The organism is Bradyrhizobium sp. AUGA SZCCT0169 (assembly GCF_018130085.1).
Lineage (GTDB): Bacteria > Pseudomonadota > Alphaproteobacteria > Rhizobiales > Xanthobacteraceae > Bradyrhizobium.
The window spans coordinates 1-16238 of the sequence record NZ_JAFCMC010000064.1; the positions used below are offsets into that span (position 1 = coordinate 1).

A 16238-nucleotide genomic window follows, 5' to 3' on the forward strand; every position below is an offset into this window, starting at 1 on the left:
CCTGACGACAGCGAATATTGGTAGAGCTGCGGCGCTCCGAGGTTCCAGCGAACCTCTTTGAGTTTCTTTAAACCGAATTTATCGGCGCCAAAGGCACCGTTACGTAGACCCGTCTCTTGCACGAAGAACCTCCTCGAACCCGCGTATCTCGATCGCGCGAATGCCGCTAAACGCGCTTCTGTCGCGGTGACCACTGAATATAGCCTTCCGGCTCCGGTCCGGCGACCTAATACTTGGCAACGCCGTGCTTGCCAAGCCGATCCAACGCGTTTTGGTTTATTCCAGACAAGGCCTTGATCCAGATCAAGCACTTGCTGCGGCGCGGGGGCGAACACGCACGCTCAACGCGCGACCATCAGCCGCGCGATAGCGCTACCATTCAGTTATTGCGTCGCACAATCTGATTTTAGCGGGTCGCACCCTCGCCGATCAGCGCAAACGGCGCCCAGAATGCCGGATAGGCATTTCGGGGCGAGGAAGCATCGTTGAGATAGGCCAGCATTGACTGGCGCAGCGCCTCGGCCCGGCCAAGCTTCGGGTCGGCCTTGAGCCGGTCGAACGTCGATGTCGTCAACCGCGTGGCGGCCGCGGAATCCACTGCCCAGTGCGACGCCAGCAATGCACGCGCGCCGGCATAGAAGAACGATCGCGCCAATCCCGAAAGCGCTTCGGCGCCAGGCTTGTCGCCGGCGATCGTGTTGCAGGCTGACAGCACCACCCAATCGGCGTTGAGTTTCAGCTGCGCCACTTCGCTCGACGTGAGCAGGCCGTCGTCGAGTTCGGACGGCTGCTTCGGAATGCTCAGCACCAGCGAGGGCTCAGCGATCCCCTTCACGTCACCGGCGACGAGGCCGTGGGTGGCGAAATAGACGATGCTGTAATCGGCGAGCCGGGCACGCTTGACCGTGGTTTCGCTGGCATTCTCGCCGAGATGAATATCGCTTTCGGAAACGCCGAGATCCTTTGCGACCGCATTGAGTTCGTCGGCGGTGTCAGGCAATTGCGACAGCACGCGAGAGAGCCGCGCGCGATCGACGCCGGCGCCTTGCCAGAAGTCGGTATAGGCGACGTTGGTGACGCCGCGCGCCGCGGACTTGATCGTCGCCGGCTTGGCTGCGCCGCGCTTGTCGCCGCTGCTATCGTGCAACGGATTGAACAGCGGATCGCCGAAACCGGTCATCGGTTTGGTGGTTTGATCCCTGCGGGCAATCGCCCGCAGCGTCTTCAGGCTTGCGACCGACGGCAACACCGACACCGCGTGACGCTTGAGCAGCCAGGCGGCATCGCGGTAACCGTCGAGTTTTTCCGGGATCGCGGCCGGCGGCTTCTCCGTCACCAGCAAATGAAACGGCAGCGCCGTCAACGCGCCTGTCGGAACAATCAAAAGGCTGCGCTTGCCCTTTAGCCGCGTCTCGACGCGCCCCAGCAGGTGGTTGTACATCCAGTGGGAGAATTCGAGATTGAACAGCGTGGATTTGCCGGACGTATCGCCGGCATTGGCGATATCCAGTCCACGGCGGAAATCCGCGACCAATTTGTACATCTCTTCCGAGCCACGCCCGATCGGGGACCAGTCAAAACCCTCGCGCGTGATCGCAATGGCGTAGCTGTCCTTCACCGTGGCCGTGAGCAGCACCATCGCCTCGTCGCCTGACAGCAACGACTGGATCTCCTTCACCGTCATCGGCAGCGGATTAGACAGCGCGGCGTAATCTGGAAACTCAGCAGACAAGGTCTTTTGCAACGACGGGTGCTCGCTCGAAATGGCGGCGAGCCGGGCCTTGCTCCGCTGCTCGGCCGCAAGGTCACGCTTCGATCGCTCTTTGGAGACCGCCGCCACCAGAGCCTTGTCCAGGGCTTCGGCCTCCGTTGCGAGATCCTGATCGCGGCGAACCAGTTCGGCGAGCCGGTCGTTACCCGCGGCGAGCCGCACGGCCAATTTGTTGACAGCCGACGCCGCCGACGACTGCGTGCCGCGCTGGATCGCATTGAGCATCGCATCGACAGCCTGGTCGGTCGGTATCAGTTTGTTGCGCTCGGCATCCGCCAGCACCGAGAGGACGGCATAGAGTTCGCCGCGCCCGCTTGCGACCAGCCGCAATGCCAGCGGCAACGCCTTTTCCGGATAACCTGTATTCGCCTGGAAGAGCGCCAGATTGTTCATGGATCTGGCGGTATCCGGATGATCCGGACCGACCGCGCGTTCACGGATTGCCAGCGCCCGCTCGAAAAGCCGCTCGGCCTCGCGGACGCGGTCCGTCGGCCCATCGTAGAGCTCCGCCAGATTGTTCAGCGAGCGCGCCACATCGGGATGATCGGGGCCGAGGACCTTCTCGCGGATCGCCAGCGAGCGCTTGATCAGCGGCTCCGCCTTGGCGAAGTGGCCCTCGACCTTCTCGACCTGGCCGAGATTGTTCAGAAGCGTCGCGACCGCGGGATGTTCAGGACCCGCCGCTTTCTCATAGATCGCCAGCGCGCGCCTGAACAACGGCCGGGAGTCGTCATGGCGGCCCTGCTTCTCGTAATGGGTGCCCAGATTGTTCAGGGACTGCGCGACGTCGGGATGCCCGGATCCCAGCGACCGCTCACGGATCGCCAGCGCCCGCTTGAACAGCGGCTCAGCTTCGGCGTAGCGCTCCTGGCGCTGATAGAGCGCCGCGAGATTGTTTAGCGCGGCAGCGATCTCCGGCGATCCGGCGCCAGTTGTCTTCTCCAGGATCGCGATCGCTCGCCTCGACAGCGGTTCGGCGTCAGCGTCCCTGCCCTGACTGCCATAAAGCTGCGCCAGATTATTCAGCGCGGCTCCGACGTCGCGATGCGCGGGGCCGTATTTCTTCTCCAGGGATTCGACCTGCCCCTGCGCCAGCGCGACAGCTTCGGCATATTTTCCGGCGCGGCTGAGGTCGTTGATTTTGGCGCTGAGCGCCGCGGTCTCGCTTTTTTGCGCCGAGGACGGCGCGCTGAGACACGTGCTTGCGAAAAGCGTGAGCCCTGCGAGTGCGGGAATTCATGATGCGGGCTTAACCTTTGGCCAATTCGCGCGGGAGTGTGGATTAGGTCGCGCGAGCGGCTGCCGCCGTTCAAATTCCGGCACTCAAGGACTGGCGGGCTCTTTGGCCCGGGCCTCGCCCGCCAGCCGGACCAGCATCTTGCGTAAGGCAGTCCCGTTGGTGACCCGTTCCGGGAAATCCAGCCGCAGCGTGACGCTGCCTGCCTGCATATCCATGCCATCGGGGTCGCAGCCGGTGCAGGCCCAGTCGGCGCTACCTGCCCCGAGCAGGCGCGTCGCGTAGAGGTTCATCGCCTCGCGGTGGTCCTCGTTCATGTGTTCCACGGCGCCCTGTTCGGCTTCCAACAGCCCCTCGGCATCGCTGACATCGGTCAGGAACTGCTCGGGGGTCACGTCGATGATCCGGCCAAAGCCGGCGACCAGATGGGCGCCCGTTGGCACGATCCGGAAAAACGAAAAATCCTTAAAATCTACAAAGACTTGCGCGGATGGATGGGCGTTGAGGTAGCGCCGGCGCAGGATCTCGGCCTGGTCGCCCGCGGCCTCCTCGGCCCGGCCTGCGAGCATGATCCTGGCGCCCTCCAGGGGGTCGCCGGCGGCGCGCTCGTCCAGCATCAGCGAGACCCTGTTATCGGCCAGAATATTCTTCGTATGCAGCGCCAGCCGGGAGATCAGCAGGATGGGCGACGCATCAAAATGACAGGCAATGTTGACCAGCGAGCAATAGGGGTCGCCGCTGCCGGCCATCAGGGTTCCCAACCCGCCCTGCCGGCTGCGCCGCAGCAGCGAGCGGGCCAGTTTGGAAGCATTAAAATCAGCGGTCGGTTGCATGGGTTTTCCAGCCATTTTACTGCAAAAAGGGCCTTTTCTCAGGCCTTGAGGGTGCTATATGGGGGCTACGCATCGTTCGCGGAACGTTTTGCGGAACTCGGTCACACTTCAGCCCAGCTTGCATTGCTCGTAGACCGAATACGAAGCTCATTTATACGGCGCATGGCTGAGTTGCCCGCCGTTTAAGCCACTTCTCTTTCGAAAGCAGGCTCATGCCCACAATCGCCTTGGTCGATGACGACCGCAACATTCTCACTTCCGTCTCGATCGCGCTCGAAGCCGAAGGCTATCGCATCATGACCTATACGGATGGTGCGTCGGCGCTCGATGGTTTCCGCACCTCGCCGCCGGACCTTGCGATCCTCGACATCAAGATGCCGCGCATGGACGGTATGGAGACGCTGCGGCGGCTGCGGCAGAAGTCCGATCTGCCGGTCATCTTCCTCACCTCCAAGGATGAAGAGATCGACGAATTGTTCGGCCTCAAGATGGGCGCCGACGATTTCATCCGCAAGCCGTTCTCCCAGCGCCTGCTGGTCGAGCGCGTCAAGGCCGTGCTGCGCAGGGGACAGCCCAAGGATCCGACCGCCGCACCGAAGGAGCCGGATGCGCGTGCGCTCGACCGCGGCCTGCTGCGAATGGATCCGGAGCGTCACACCTGCACCTGGAAGAACGAGCCGGTGACGCTGACGGTGACCGAGTTCCTGATCCTGCAGGCCTTGGCGACGCGGCCCGGTGTGGTGAAAAGCCGCAACGCGCTGATGGACGCGGCCTATGACGATCAGGTCTATGTCGACGACCGCACCATCGACAGCCACATCAAGCGGCTGCGCAAGAAGTTCAAGGTGGTGGACGACGATTTCGAGATGATCGAGACGCTTTACGGCGTCGGCTATCGCTTCAAGGAAGCCTGATCTGCACTTTTGGTCTTTTTTGTTTGAGCATGATCTTTTCGGAAAACCGGTGTCCACTTTTCCGGATCATGCTCAAGCGGCTCGTTAACTGACGCCTTGGCGCGTCTGGGGTAGGATTGAGCGCGCGAGCAGCGCTTTGCAGGGACAGTCGAGACAACCGGCAGTTTTAGCCATTGCTAGATCGAACGCAGCCTGATCGAGGCCGGAACAACGAGGACGCATCTGCGTCCCTCGATCGGGATTACGTTGCCGACGACAAGGCGCAGAGCCAGGGCTGGTGGCGGCCGCTGGGCTGGCTCCGTCGCGCCGGACAATTCTTCTTTGCACTCTCTTTCTCCAGTCTCACCCGCCGCATCGTCTCGCTCAACCTGGCGGGCCTCGTCGCGCTGGTGGCGAGCATCCTCTATCTGTCGCAGTTCCGCGCCGGCCTGATCGAGGCGCGCGCGCAGAGCTTGCTGGTGTATGCCGAGATCATCTCCGAAGCGGTCGCGACCTCGGCCACCGTCGAGGGCGGCACCATCACCGTCGATCCCGACCGCCTGCTCGATCTGAAGCCCGGAGAAAGCTATGGCATCCCGGACGAGTATTCCGACTTTCCGATCAACCCGGAGCGCGTCGCGCCGGTGTTGCGCCGTCTGATCGCGCCGACCAAGACGCGCGCACGTATTTTCGACCGAGAAGGCGGGCTTATCCTGGACAGCCGCAATCTGTTTGCCCGCGGCGACGTGCTGCGGTTCGAATTGCCACCACCGTCGGCCGACAAGCCCAATATCGCCGAGCGGACGCTGACCGCGATCCGTACCTGGTTCAATCGCGGCGATCTGCCGATCTATCGCGAACTCGGCCCCGAGGGCGGCAAAGGCTATCAGGAAGTCGCGCAATCGCTGGGCGGCCAGAAGAGCAGCATGGTCCGCGTCAATGAGCGCGGCGCGGTCATCGTGTCGGTGGCGGTGCCGGTGCAGCACTTCCGCGCGGTGCGTGGCGCGCTGATGCTCACGACCCAGGGCGACGACATCGACCAGATGGTCGGCGCCGAGCGCTGGGCGATCCTGAAAATCGGCGGCGTCGCCTCCGCCGTCATGATCGTATTGTCGCTGCTGCTGGCGAGCACGATCGCCGGTCCAGTGCGGCGACTGGCCGACGGCGCCGAGCGCGTTCGCCGCCGCATCCAGACCCGTGTCGAAATTCCCGACTTCACCCGCCGCCGCGACGAGATCGGCCATCTCTCCGGCGCGCTGCGCGACATGACCAACGCGCTCTACAGCCGCATCGAGGCGATCGAGATGTTCGCCGCCGACGTCGCCCATGAACTGAAGAACCCGCTGACCTCGCTGCGCTCGGCGGTGGAAACGCTGCCGCTGGCGCGCAACGAAAACAGCCGCGCGCGGCTGCTCGCCGTCATCGAACACGACGTCAGGCGGCTCGACCGGCTGATCTCAGACATTTCCGACGCTAGCCGCCTCGACGCCGAACTGCAGCGGCAGGATATGGCCCCGGTCGATTTCAGGCGCTTGCTGACGACGCTGACCTCGGTCGCCAATGAAACCAAGCTCGGCCACGACGTCTCCGTCGAGGCGCGCTTCGAGGGCCGCAGCCCGACCGATACCTTCTCGGTTCCCGGCCATGATTCGCGGCTCGGCCAGGTGATCTCCAACCTGCTGTCGAACGCTCAATCCTTCTCCCACGCCGGCGGCAAGGTGCGCATCGTCTGCCGCCGCGTGCGTTCGGAAATCGAAATCGTGGTCGACGACGACGGCCCGGGCATCGGCGAGGATGCGCTCGAACGCATCTTCGAGCGCTTTTACACCGACCGGCCGCATCAGGGTTTTGGCCAGAATTCCGGCCTCGGCCTGTCGATCTCCAAGCAGATCATCGAGGCCCATGGCGGGCGTATCTGGGCGGAAAACCGCGCCGGTCCGGCCGACGCCGACGGCAACCCGACGGTATCCGGCGCGCGCTTCGTGGTCAGGCTGCCGACGCCATGACTGAGAATGCCAGCGTGCACGCCTCCGCCGTGCTGGTTGGCGACCGCGCCGTCCTGATCCGCGGGCCCTCGGGTTCCGGCAAGTCACGGCTGGCCTTCGACCTGATTATGGCCGGCCGTACCGGCCAGGTTCCGCCGGCCGTTTTGGTCGGCGATGACCGTGTCCATCTGGGCACACTGGCCGGAGAATTGTGGGTCCGCCCGGCGGCCGAACTGGCCGGCCTGATCGAAATCCGGGGCCTCGGGATTCGCCGCTGTGATTGCGTCAGCGAGGCGGTAGTCGGTCTGGTTGTCGATCTCGCGGCTGATGATGCGGAACGGCTGCCGCCGCCGGAAGCCCTCGTAGTCAGTCTTAATGGTGTTTTGGTACCGAGAATCCCTGTCGAAAGCGGCTTTCAGCCCCTTCCGCTGGTTGTCGCCGCGCTGACGACAACTGAAAGTTCACCTTCCGGTAATAATACGGCCGATTGTGTGAAGGGGTTTGGTAACCATATAAGCCCCACTATCGCGACCGAATAAGACCGGCGCAGGCTCCCCTCTCTGCCACCAAGTTTCCGGGAGAATAGCCAAGATGCCCTCTTGCGCGGGGCCTCTGGATGGTCAAAGTGGCGCGTTCGTGCGGTGCACCAAAAGCACCCGCGAGGAGTTTCCGATGATTGGTCTAGTGCTTGTGACCCATGGGCGCCTTGCCGACGAGTTCAGGGCGGCGCTCGAACATGTCATGGGTCCGCAGAAACAAATTGAAGCGATTACGATCGGGGCCGAGGACGACTCCGATTTGTGTCGAAGCGACATTATCGAAGCGGTGAATCGCGTCGACAGTGGCGATGGAGTTGCTATCCTTACCGACATGTTCGGTGGCACCCCCTCCAACCTTGCGATCTCCTGCATGAGCCGCCCCAAGGTGGAAGTACTCGCAGGTATCAACCTTCCCATGCTGGTGAAGCTTGCCAAGGTGCGCGAAGAGCGCTCGCTTCCGGACGCCATCGCGATGGCCCAGGAAGCCGGTCGCAAATACGTCACCATCGCCAGCCGCGTGCTTGCCGGCAAATGAGCGACGAGGCCGCGCCCGGAAACGACGTCGGGCCGAGCGTGCCTTCAGGCGCCATTTCCCGCGAACTTCTCATCATCAACAAACGCGGACTGCACGCGCGCGCGTCGGCCAAATTCGTGCAGATGGTCGAGCGTTTCAACGCCGAGGTCTGGGTGACGCGCGGCAATGAGACCGTCGGCGGCACCTCGATCATGGGATTGATGATGCTGGCGGCAGGCCCCGGCACCACGGTGACGGTTTCCGCCACCGGCCCAGAGGCGCAGGCCGCGGTCGATGCGATCGCGGGTCTTGTCGCCGACAAGTTCAACGAAGAAGGCGTGTGAGGCACCAGCGCCTCTTTGTCACCTCGCCCCGCTTGCGGGAGAGGTCGGTCGCACTTGCGATCCGGGTGAGGGGGTACAGGTCCAACCGCAACATCGAGCTCGCGGATAGAGCCCCTCACCCCAACCCTCTAAGAGCGAGCATAGCTCGTCTCGACCCCGCAAGAGCGGGGCGAGGGAGTCTCGTCAAAACGGATTGGTGACGATGCCGCCGTCGGCGCGCAAAGCGGCGCCGTTGGTGGCGCTGGAGGCTTTCGAACAGACGTAGCAGATCAGATTGGCGATCTCCTCGGGCTCGGCGTAGCGCTGCAACAGCGAGGCCGGCCGCCGTTCGCTGAAGGTGCGCGCGACGAGGTCGTCGACGGTCGTTCCCATGCCCTTGGCACGCGCGGCCAGCCGCACCGGCGCCATCTCGACCCAGGTCGGCCCCGGCATGACCGAATTGACGGTCACGTTGGTCGCCTTGGTGAGTTCGGCGGCGCCGCGCGCCACCACGAGCTGGGCGGCCTTGGAGAAGCCGTAGTGAACCATCTCCTTGGGAATGAAGACGCCGGATTCGCTGGAGACGAACACGACGCGGCCCCAGTCCTTGTTATCAAGCATCCGCTTCAGATAATGCCGGGTCAGACGCACGCCGCTCATGACGTTGACTTCGAACATCCTCGTCCAGTCGGAATCCTCGATATCGAAGAATCCCTTCGGCTCGTAGATACCGAGATTGTTGACGAGGATGTCGACCTCGGGGAACTGCGCCGTAAGCGCGGCACATCCCTCGGCGCCCCCGAGATCGACCGCCGCCGAGTGCACCTCGGCCGCAGGCGCGGCTTGCTGAACCTTTGACATGGCTTCGGTGACGGCCGCTTGCTCTCTTCCGTTGACGATGACTTCCGCGCCCATACGCGCAAGCCCGATGGCGGTTGCGAGCCCGATGCCGCGCGTCGAGCCGGTGACCAGCGCGGTCTTTCCAGACAAATCGAGATTCATGCTTTTCCCCAATTCTCTTTTTATTTCTTTTCCGGCGGCACCACTATCACGTTCCAGATCGTGGCGGGGCCCGGCCCCCCTGAGAAAAACCTTCGCGTGGTGATCACCATGCGCTCGCCATTGGCGGCATGGTCCTTCATCCATGCCTCGCATCTTTCGAACTTCCAGTCGCCGGTCTCGCAGATCCCGATGAAGCCGGATCGCTTGGCCTCCTCGAGCGAGGTCAGGCCCGACGACCACGGCTCGTACGGCGTCAGGACCGCCGGATGATCGACGCTGTAGAAGGTGACGGGATGGCCGATATCGCTGTAGGCGGCCACCACGGGCAAGGCTGAGAAAAACCGCCGGTGCCAGACCTCGGTAAGCTCGCGCGCAAGTTCGGAGCGCGCCCGGTAGCTGGCGCCTTCGTTGCGATGCTGGCCGGCATCGTAGGCAGCGATCTGCGGCGATACGACCAACACCGCCAGTGTAAGCACCAGCCAGGTCGCGGTCAGCCGAAACAGCGCCAGCTGCCGCACGCGCAGCGCCGGGATCGCGATCAGCGCCAGCGGTACCAGGAAGAACAGCGGGATGCCCCAATCGGTCTTGATGTAGACTTGGAACAGCACCGCGCCGAGCGGCGGCCCGATCGCCACCACCGCCTGGATCAGCCAGACATTGAGCGCCTGTGCGCGGTTGACGCTGGCATTCGCACCGCGCGACCAGAACGCAAAAGACGGCTTGCGCCAGCGCGACGGCCACGCCAGCGCTACTCCCGCCAGCACCACCGGCAACGCCAGCAGCGCGAGATTATGGCCGACATAACCGAGCGCCAGGTTATCGATCATGCGGCGGTCGGTGAGCGAATAGATTTCGCCGGCATAGGTGAACGGGACGAAGTTCACGTCCCTCAGCCAGATCAAATGCGGGACCATCGCCACGACGAGCACGAAGATAGCCACCCACGGTGCCGGCGAGCGCAGGAATTGCAGGCGCTGCGGGTGGATCAGCGCGGCGAGGCCGATGGCGCCGATCATGGTCAGCGCCCAGTATTTGGTCATCAGCGCCAGCGCACCGGCGATCCCAAGCAACCATCCGGATTTCACGCTGCGCTTCTCGAACGCGTCGAGATAGGCCAGCACGAGAAGCGGCAGCGTCACCAGCTGCAGCAGGTCCGGATTGTACTTGAAGCCCTTGAAGTTGAAGATCGGATAGAGCGCGAGCATCACCACGACGAGGAAGGCGCGGCGGTGATCGACCACACGCAGCGCCAGCAGCCAGCAGATCACCAGCCCCAGGCCCAGCGTCGTCATCGCCAGCGCATAGGTCGCCCAATCGGTGACCGGGAACAGCCTGAACCAGGCGCCCGCCACCCATCCCGACAGCGGCGGATGCTTGCCATAGCCGAGCAGGAACTTCTGGCCCCAGCCGAACGCCTCGGCGACGTCCATATGGATGTCCTGGCCGGTCTTCAGATTGACCAGGATCAGCGTCCAGAGCGCGGCATGGACCACGGCAAAGCCGCTCACCAGCCACAAAGCGCCCTTGGGATCGCTGGCGCGCGCGGCCAGCCATGCCGCCAGCCGCCGGACGGACCACCTGCGCCTGGAACGCGCGGCGGCGGGTAAAATTGATGCAGTCGACATGGAGGAGTGCGTAGCGCGTTTTTGGCGCGCGTGGAATCGGCTTGGCGTGAAGAATGCCCCTTAAAATACAGCAATATGGTTGCCGCACGGGGATGTGAATGCTATCCCGCGCCCCATGACAACTGCCCCGATTTCCAACATCCGCAACTTCTCCATCGTCGCCCATATCGACCATGGTAAATCGACGCTGGCCGACCGCCTGATCCAGACCACCGGCGGGCTGACCGATCGCGAAATGGCGGGCAAGGAGCAGGTGCTCGATTCCATGGATATCGAGCGCGAGCGCGGCATCACCATCAAGGCGCAGACCGTCCGGCTGAAATACCATGCCAAGGACGGCAAGGATTACATCTTCAACTTGATGGACACGCCGGGCCATGTCGACTTCGCCTACGAAGTCTCGCGCTCGCTGGCGGCCTGTGAAGGATCGCTGCTGGTGGTCGACGCCAGCCAGGGCGTCGAGGCGCAGACGCTCGCCAACGTCTACCACGCGCTCGACGCGGGTCATGAGATCGTGCCGGTGCTCAACAAGGTCGACCTGCCCGCGGCCGAACCTGAAAAGGTCAGGCAGCAGATCGAGGACGTGATCGGCATCAGCGCCGCCGACGCGGTGATGATCTCGGCCAAGACCGGGCTTGGCATTCCCGACGTGCTGGAAGCCATCGTCACCCGCCTGCCGCCGCCGAAGGGCGACCGCGAGGCGACGCTGAAGGCGCTGCTGGTGGACAGCTGGTACGACGTCTATCTCGGCGTCGTCGTCCTCATTCGTGTCGTCGACGGCACGATGAAGAAGGGCAGCCGCATCCGCATGATGGGCACCAATGCCGCCTATGACGTCGAGCGCGTCGGCTTCTTTACCCCGAAGATGACGCAGGTCGACGAACTCGGCCCCGGCGAGATCGGCTTCATCACCGCGGCGATCAAGGAAGTCGCCGACACGAGAGTGGGCGACACCATCACCGACGATCGCAAGCCGATCACCGACATGCTGCCGGGCTTCAAGCCGGCGATCCCCGTGGTGTTCTGCGGCCTGTTCCCGGTCGATGCCGACGACTTCGAAACGTTGCGCGCGGCGATGGGCAAGCTGCGCCTCAATGATGCGAGCTTCTCGTTCGAGATGGAAACCTCTGCCGCGCTCGGCTTCGGTTTCCGCTGCGGCTTCCTCGGGCTGCTGCATCTGGAAATCATCCAGGAGCGCCTGCAGCGCGAATTCGATCTCAACCTGATCGCGACCGCGCCGAGCGTGATCTACAAGATGCACCTCACCGATGGGCAGGAGATCGAGATCCACAATCCCGTCGACATGCCCGACGTGGTCAAGATCGCCGAGATCCAGGAGCCGTGGATCGAAGCCACCATCCTGACCCCGGACGAATATCTCGGCAGCGTCCTGAAACTGTGCCAGGACCGCCGCGGTTCGCAGAAGGAGCTGACCTATGTCGGCTCGCGCGCGATGGTGAAATATGATCTGCCGCTCAATGAAGTCGTGTTCGATTTCTACGACCGGCTCAAATCGGTCTCGAAGGGCTACGCCTCGTTCGACTACCATCTCACCGACTACAAGCCCGCCGATCTCGTCAAGATGCAGATCCTCGTCAACAACGAGCCGGTCGACGCATTGTCGATGCTGGTGCATCGCACCCGGGCCGAAGGCCGCGGCCGCGCCATGGTCGAGCGGATGAAGGAACTGATCCCGCCGCACATGTTCCAGATCCCGATCCAGGCCGCGATCGGCGGCAAGGTGATCGCCCGCGAAACCGTCCGCGCGCTGCGCAAGGACGTCACCGCGAAATGCTACGGCGGCGACATCACGCGCAAGCGCAAGCTTCTGGAGAAGCAGAAGGAAGGCAAGAAGAAGATGCGGCAGTTCGGCAAGGTCGACATCCCGCAGGAAGCCTTCATCGCCGCGCTGAAGGTGGATAGCTGAGGCGCGCTTCGCGCACTTTGCCCGCTGGCTCAACGACCTGCGCCGCCCAAACCCTGGCGGTGAGATGCGAAAACCTGTGACCGGCCATTCGTCCGCCGCCTTGCTCTGCCGCGGCGGATAGGTCACCATCGTCCCGCGCACACAAAAAATATTACAAGCGCGAGGAAACGCATGAGCAAGCCCGCCGGTTTCTCCCAGCCCGGCTCCTCCTATGGCTGGGTCGTCGTCGGCGCTGGCGCGCTGATGACCTGTGTCGGCTTCGGCACAATGCTGTCGCTGGCGGTGTTTCTGCAGCCGATTGCGACGGATACCGGCTGGTCGGTCAGCGGCGTCTCGGCCGCAGCGACGATCGATTTCCTTGCCATGGGATTTGCCGCGTTCTTCTGGGGCGCGCTGTCCGACCGGTTCGGCACCCGCATCGTGGTTTTGGCCGGCGCGGTGCTGCTGGGCATCGGCCTGGTCGGCGCGAGCCAGGCCGCAAGCCTCTGGCAATTCCAGTTTTTCTTCGGCGTATTGATCGGGATCGCGGCGGGCAGTTTCTATGCGCCGATGGTCGCGGCGGCGAGCGCCTGGATCGAACATCGCCGCAGCCTCGCGGTGGCGCTGGTGTCGGCCGGCATGGGCGTGTCGCCGCTGACGATTGCACCCTTCGCAAGCTATTTGATCACGGCCTATGACTGGCGCACGGCGATGCTGGTGATCGGCATCGCGTCCTGGGCGCTGTTGATCCCGGCATCGTTCCTGGTGCGTCCGGCGCCGCCGGCCGCAGCACCCGTGAGCGGCGGGCCTGACGTGCCGGAAGTACAATGGACGGTCGGGCAGGCGTTGCGTACCCCGCAATTCATCACGCTGGCATTGGCACATTTCGCCTGCTGCGCGGCGCATTCGGGGCCGATCTTCCACATGGTGAGCTACGCGATGATCTGCGGCATCGCGCCGCTGACCGCCGTCACCGTCTACAGCCTTGCCGGATTCTCCGGACTTGGCGGCCGGCTGCTGCTCGGCGTCATGGCCGATCGCCTCGGCGCCAAGCCGGTGCTGGTCGGCGGGCTGTTCGTGCAGGCGATGTCGGTCGCGACCTATCTCGCGGTCGGCCAGCTCGGCGAGTTCTATGCGCTGTCTGTGATCTTCGGACTCGCCTATGGCGGCGTGATGCCGCTCTATGCGGTGCTGGTGCGCGAATATTTCGGCGCGCGCATCATGGGCACGGTGTTCGGCGCGGTCTCCGCCTTTGCGAGCCTCGGCATGGCGCTGGGGCCGTTGGCCGGCGGATGGGTGTTCGACACTTTCCACGCCTATAACTGGCTCTACGTCGGCTCCTTCGCGATCGGCATTACGGCGGTCGCGGTGGCGCTGAGTTTCCCATCGGCGAAGCGGCCATCGCAGCCGTCGCTCGATCTCGGACGCGCCGCAGCCTGAGATGCGTATTCTCCGCCGCCTTGATCGAGGGCGGCGGATGGGCCACCATCGCCCCTCGCGCAAACAAAACAAGACAATGCGAGGAAGCGCATGAACAAGCACCCCGGCCTCGACCTCGTCGAGCGCGCGCGCATGCTGCAGCCATTGATCGCGCGCGACGCCGACGAGATCGAGCGGACGCGGCGGCTGACGCCTGATGTGACCACCGCCCTGATCGAGAACGGGCTTTATCGTTCGTTGCTGCCGCAGAGCCTCGGCGGCGCCGAGTTGCCGCTCGAGATCTTCATGCAGATGCAGGAGGAGATCGCCAAGGCCGATGCCTCCACCGCCTGGTGCCTCGGCCAATGCAGCGTCTGCGCCATGACCGCCGCCTATCTCGATGCCGAGGCCGCCAGCGAGATTTTCAACGTCGCGCCCGGCATCCTCGCCTGGGGCGCGATCAAGCATGAAGTGCAGGTGGTGCCCGGCGGCTATAAGGCCAGCGCGCGCTGGGATTTTGCCAGCGGCTCCCGTCAGGCGAGTTGGCTCGGCGCGCATGTCAGGGTTGTCGAGGCCGACGGCAGTCCGCGGCGCAAGGCGGACGGCTCGCCGGAAATCCGCACGATCCTGTTTCCGGTGGCTGATGCCACGATGTACGACGTCTGGGACGTCATCGGTCTGCGCGGCACCGGCACCGATTCCTACTCCGTCGATAATCTGTTCATCCCGGACAAATTCGCGGCGCTGCGCGACGACCCTGCGGCGCTCCGCGAACATGGCCCGCTCTACAAGCTCTCCACCAACATGGTGTTCAGCATGGGCTTTGCCGCGACCTCGCTCGGCGTCGCGCGCGCGACGCTGGATGCCGCCACCGATCTGGCGCGCGGCAAGACGCCGCAAGGCCTCAAGGCGATGCGCGACAACAACGCCGTGCAGGGCCTGATCGGGCGCACCGAGGCGAGCCTGCGCGCCGCGCGCGCCTATCTCTACACCACCGCCGCTGAAGTCTGGCGCGACCTGGCGCGCGGCGACGCCCTCACCGAGCAGCACCGCATCGCGCTGCGGATCGCCGCGACCTGGACCATTCATCAATCGACATCCGTGGTCGATACCGCCTATCACATGGCCGGCGCCACCGCGGTGTTCAGCGCCAACAAGTTCGAGCGGCGGTTTCGCGACATGCACGCCATCGCGCAGCAAATCCAGGCCCGCGATACCCATTACGAAGATGCCGGCAAGGCGATTCTTTTCGCCAATCTCGACACGCCGCCGACGGCACGCTGAGGAGACTGGTGAGGAAAATGGCCGTGACGAAAGCTGCAAAGAAGCAGCCCACAAAAAACCCGGCTTCCGCCGTCGAAGCCGTCTTCGAGGCCTATCCCAAGCCGGTGCGGACAAAATTGCTGGCGCTGCGCCGGCTGATCTTCGACACCGCAAAATCCACCAAGGGCGTCGGCGCGCTGGAAGAGGCGCTGAAATGGGGGCAGCCGAGCTATCTCACGCCGGAGACCAGAAGCGGCAGCACCATTCGGATCGATCAGGTTAAGCCGGTCCCCGGGCAGTACGCGGTTTACTTCCATTGCCAGACCAATCTGGTCGAGACGTTTCGCGAGCTTTATCCGGAGCTGCGCTATGAAGGAAACCGAGCCATCCTTCTTGGCGCGGAGGATAAGGTGCCCGAAGCCGAGTTGCGTCACTGTGTGGCGCTGGCGCTGACGTATCATTTGGGCAAGCGGAAGGGCGCGGGAGCGAAGTAATCTCCACCGTTATTGCGAGGACGCACAGCGCTCGCTCCGCGCGTCGTCCCGGCCTTGAGCCGGGACCCATACCGCGTGATCTCTCGGTGAAGGCTCGGTAACAGAGACCTTTCGCATAACTTCTTCCTGTGGTTATGGGTCCCGGCTCAAGGCCGGGACGACGGCGGTGTTTGTTGCTGCACCGTGGTCTAAACGCAGTTTCACCTTCTCGCGACGCATGGCGCCCGAGGTTTGCTGGAGACTTCCCGCCCTCTCATCGAGAGGGCGCAGGGAAGACCGGGTGCGCGCTGCACCCGCGGTCCCGTGTGCGGATTGCACAAAACAAAATGCACACGAGCATACAGGGCAGCGGAGAACACCCGGCCTTCCCTGCGCAATGGCTTTACGGCTTATGCCGTGCTCTCCCCGGAGACGAGTTCTTGGTTGACTCCGTC

13 protein-coding genes are annotated in these 16238 nt (G+C 63.8%); 9 read left to right on the forward strand and 4 right to left on the reverse strand.

Going from position 1 to position 16238, the window contains the following annotated elements; all coding sequences use genetic code 11:
- Nucleotides 1-406: 406 nt before the first annotated feature.
- Entirely contained in the window at nucleotides 407-3007 is a 2601-nt protein-coding gene (locus tag JQ609_RS34400; protein ID WP_212277066.1) for a CHAT domain-containing tetratricopeptide repeat protein, read from the reverse strand.
- Nucleotides 3008-3094: 87 nt separating this feature from the next.
- Nucleotides 3095-3841, reverse strand: a complete 747-nt coding sequence (locus tag JQ609_RS34405; RefSeq protein WP_212277052.1) for a HugZ family protein — start codon at nucleotides 3839-3841, stop codon at nucleotides 3095-3097.
- Between the two features lie 212 nt (nucleotides 3842-4053).
- On the opposite strand from JQ609_RS34405, the gene JQ609_RS34410 reads away from it, so the two are divergent.
- The 5 genes from JQ609_RS34410 to JQ609_RS34430 all read left to right on the forward strand — a co-directional run bounded on the left by JQ609_RS34410 (nucleotide 4054) and on the right by JQ609_RS34430 (nucleotide 8116).
- Entirely contained in the window at nucleotides 4054-4755 is a 702-nt protein-coding gene (locus tag JQ609_RS34410; RefSeq protein ID WP_016843287.1) for a response regulator transcription factor, read from the forward strand.
- Nucleotides 4756-4928: 173 nt separating this feature from the next.
- Complete coding sequence (locus JQ609_RS34415) at nucleotides 4929-6740, forward strand: sensor histidine kinase (protein ID WP_212277054.1); 1812 nt, start codon at nucleotides 4929-4931, stop codon at nucleotides 6738-6740.
- Nucleotides 6737-7258, forward strand: a complete 522-nt coding sequence (locus JQ609_RS34420; protein ID WP_212277055.1) for an HPr kinase/phosphorylase — start codon at nucleotides 6737-6739, stop codon at nucleotides 7256-7258. The genes JQ609_RS34415 and JQ609_RS34420 overlap by 4 nt, the downstream gene beginning before the upstream one ends.
- A 133-nt stretch (nucleotides 7259-7391) precedes the next feature.
- Nucleotides 7392-7793, forward strand: coding sequence for a PTS sugar transporter subunit IIA (locus JQ609_RS34425; RefSeq protein WP_021076632.1), 402 nt, complete (start codon nucleotides 7392-7394; stop codon nucleotides 7791-7793).
- Nucleotides 7790-8116 carry an HPr family phosphocarrier protein gene (locus JQ609_RS34430; protein WP_212209792.1) on the forward strand — a complete coding sequence of 109 codons (327 nt, stop codon included), beginning with the start codon at nucleotides 7790-7792 and terminating at the stop codon, nucleotides 8114-8116. Before JQ609_RS34425 ends, JQ609_RS34430 begins: the two co-directional genes overlap by 4 nt.
- Nucleotides 8117-8299: 183 nt before the next feature.
- Here JQ609_RS34430 and JQ609_RS34435 read toward each other — a convergent pair whose 3' ends face one another.
- Nucleotides 8300-9097, reverse strand: a complete 798-nt coding sequence (locus JQ609_RS34435) for an SDR family NAD(P)-dependent oxidoreductase (RefSeq protein ID WP_212277057.1) — start codon at nucleotides 9095-9097, stop codon at nucleotides 8300-8302.
- 20 nt (nucleotides 9098-9117) lie between these two features.
- A complete protein-coding gene (locus JQ609_RS34440; protein ID WP_212277059.1) occupies nucleotides 9118-10722 on the reverse strand; it encodes a glycosyltransferase family 39 protein in 1605 nt (534 codons plus the stop codon).
- A 115-nt stretch (nucleotides 10723-10837) separates the two neighbouring features.
- On the opposite strand from JQ609_RS34440, the gene lepA reads away from it, so the two are divergent.
- The 4 genes from lepA to JQ609_RS34460 all read left to right on the forward strand — a co-directional run bounded on the left by lepA (nucleotide 10838) and on the right by JQ609_RS34460 (nucleotide 15804).
- Nucleotides 10838-12649 carry a translation elongation factor 4 gene (gene lepA, locus JQ609_RS34445; protein WP_212277060.1) on the forward strand — a complete coding sequence of 604 codons (1812 nt, stop codon included), beginning with the start codon at nucleotides 10838-10840 and terminating at the stop codon, nucleotides 12647-12649.
- A 171-nt stretch (nucleotides 12650-12820) separates the two neighbouring features.
- Nucleotides 12821-14068 carry an MFS transporter gene (locus JQ609_RS34450; RefSeq protein WP_212209796.1) on the forward strand — a complete coding sequence of 416 codons (1248 nt, stop codon included), beginning with the start codon at nucleotides 12821-12823 and terminating at the stop codon, nucleotides 14066-14068.
- A 90-nt stretch (nucleotides 14069-14158) separates the two neighbouring features.
- Nucleotides 14159-15331, forward strand: coding sequence for an acyl-CoA dehydrogenase family protein (locus JQ609_RS34455; protein ID WP_212277062.1), 1173 nt, complete (start codon nucleotides 14159-14161; stop codon nucleotides 15329-15331).
- A 17-nt stretch (nucleotides 15332-15348) separates the two neighbouring features.
- On the forward strand, nucleotides 15349-15804 hold the full coding sequence (locus JQ609_RS34460) for a DUF1801 domain-containing protein (RefSeq protein WP_212277064.1): 456 nt from the start codon (nucleotides 15349-15351) through the stop codon (nucleotides 15802-15804).
- Nucleotides 15805-16238: the final 434 nt, after the last annotated feature.

What these genes read in the sequence shown, in the direction of transcription:
- JQ609_RS34440 (WP_212277059.1), bottom strand. Translation starts at nt 10,722, where the DNA reads ATGTCGACTGCATCAATTTTACCCGCCGCCGCGCGTTCCAGGCGCAGG.
- JQ609_RS34460 (WP_212277064.1), top strand. Translation starts at nt 15,349, where the DNA reads ATGGCCGTGACGAAAGCTGCAAAGAAGCAGCCCACAAAAAACCCGGCT.
- JQ609_RS34405 (WP_212277052.1), bottom strand. Translation starts at nt 3,841, where the DNA reads ATGCAACCGACCGCTGATTTTAATGCTTCCAAACTGGCCCGCTCGCTG.
- JQ609_RS34450 (WP_212209796.1), top strand. Translation starts at nt 12,821, where the DNA reads ATGAGCAAGCCCGCCGGTTTCTCCCAGCCCGGCTCCTCCTATGGCTGG.
- JQ609_RS34425 (WP_021076632.1), top strand. Translation starts at nt 7,392, where the DNA reads ATGATTGGTCTAGTGCTTGTGACCCATGGGCGCCTTGCCGACGAGTTC.
- lepA (WP_212277060.1), top strand. Translation starts at nt 10,838, where the DNA reads ATGACAACTGCCCCGATTTCCAACATCCGCAACTTCTCCATCGTCGCC.
- JQ609_RS34430 (WP_212209792.1), top strand. Translation starts at nt 7,790, where the DNA reads ATGAGCGACGAGGCCGCGCCCGGAAACGACGTCGGGCCGAGCGTGCCT.
- JQ609_RS34420 (WP_212277055.1), top strand. Translation starts at nt 6,737, where the DNA reads ATGACTGAGAATGCCAGCGTGCACGCCTCCGCCGTGCTGGTTGGCGAC.
- JQ609_RS34435 (WP_212277057.1), bottom strand. Translation starts at nt 9,097, where the DNA reads ATGAATCTCGATTTGTCTGGAAAGACCGCGCTGGTCACCGGCTCGACG.
- JQ609_RS34410 (WP_016843287.1), top strand. Translation starts at nt 4,054, where the DNA reads ATGCCCACAATCGCCTTGGTCGATGACGACCGCAACATTCTCACTTCC.
- JQ609_RS34455 (WP_212277062.1), top strand. Translation starts at nt 14,159, where the DNA reads ATGAACAAGCACCCCGGCCTCGACCTCGTCGAGCGCGCGCGCATGCTG.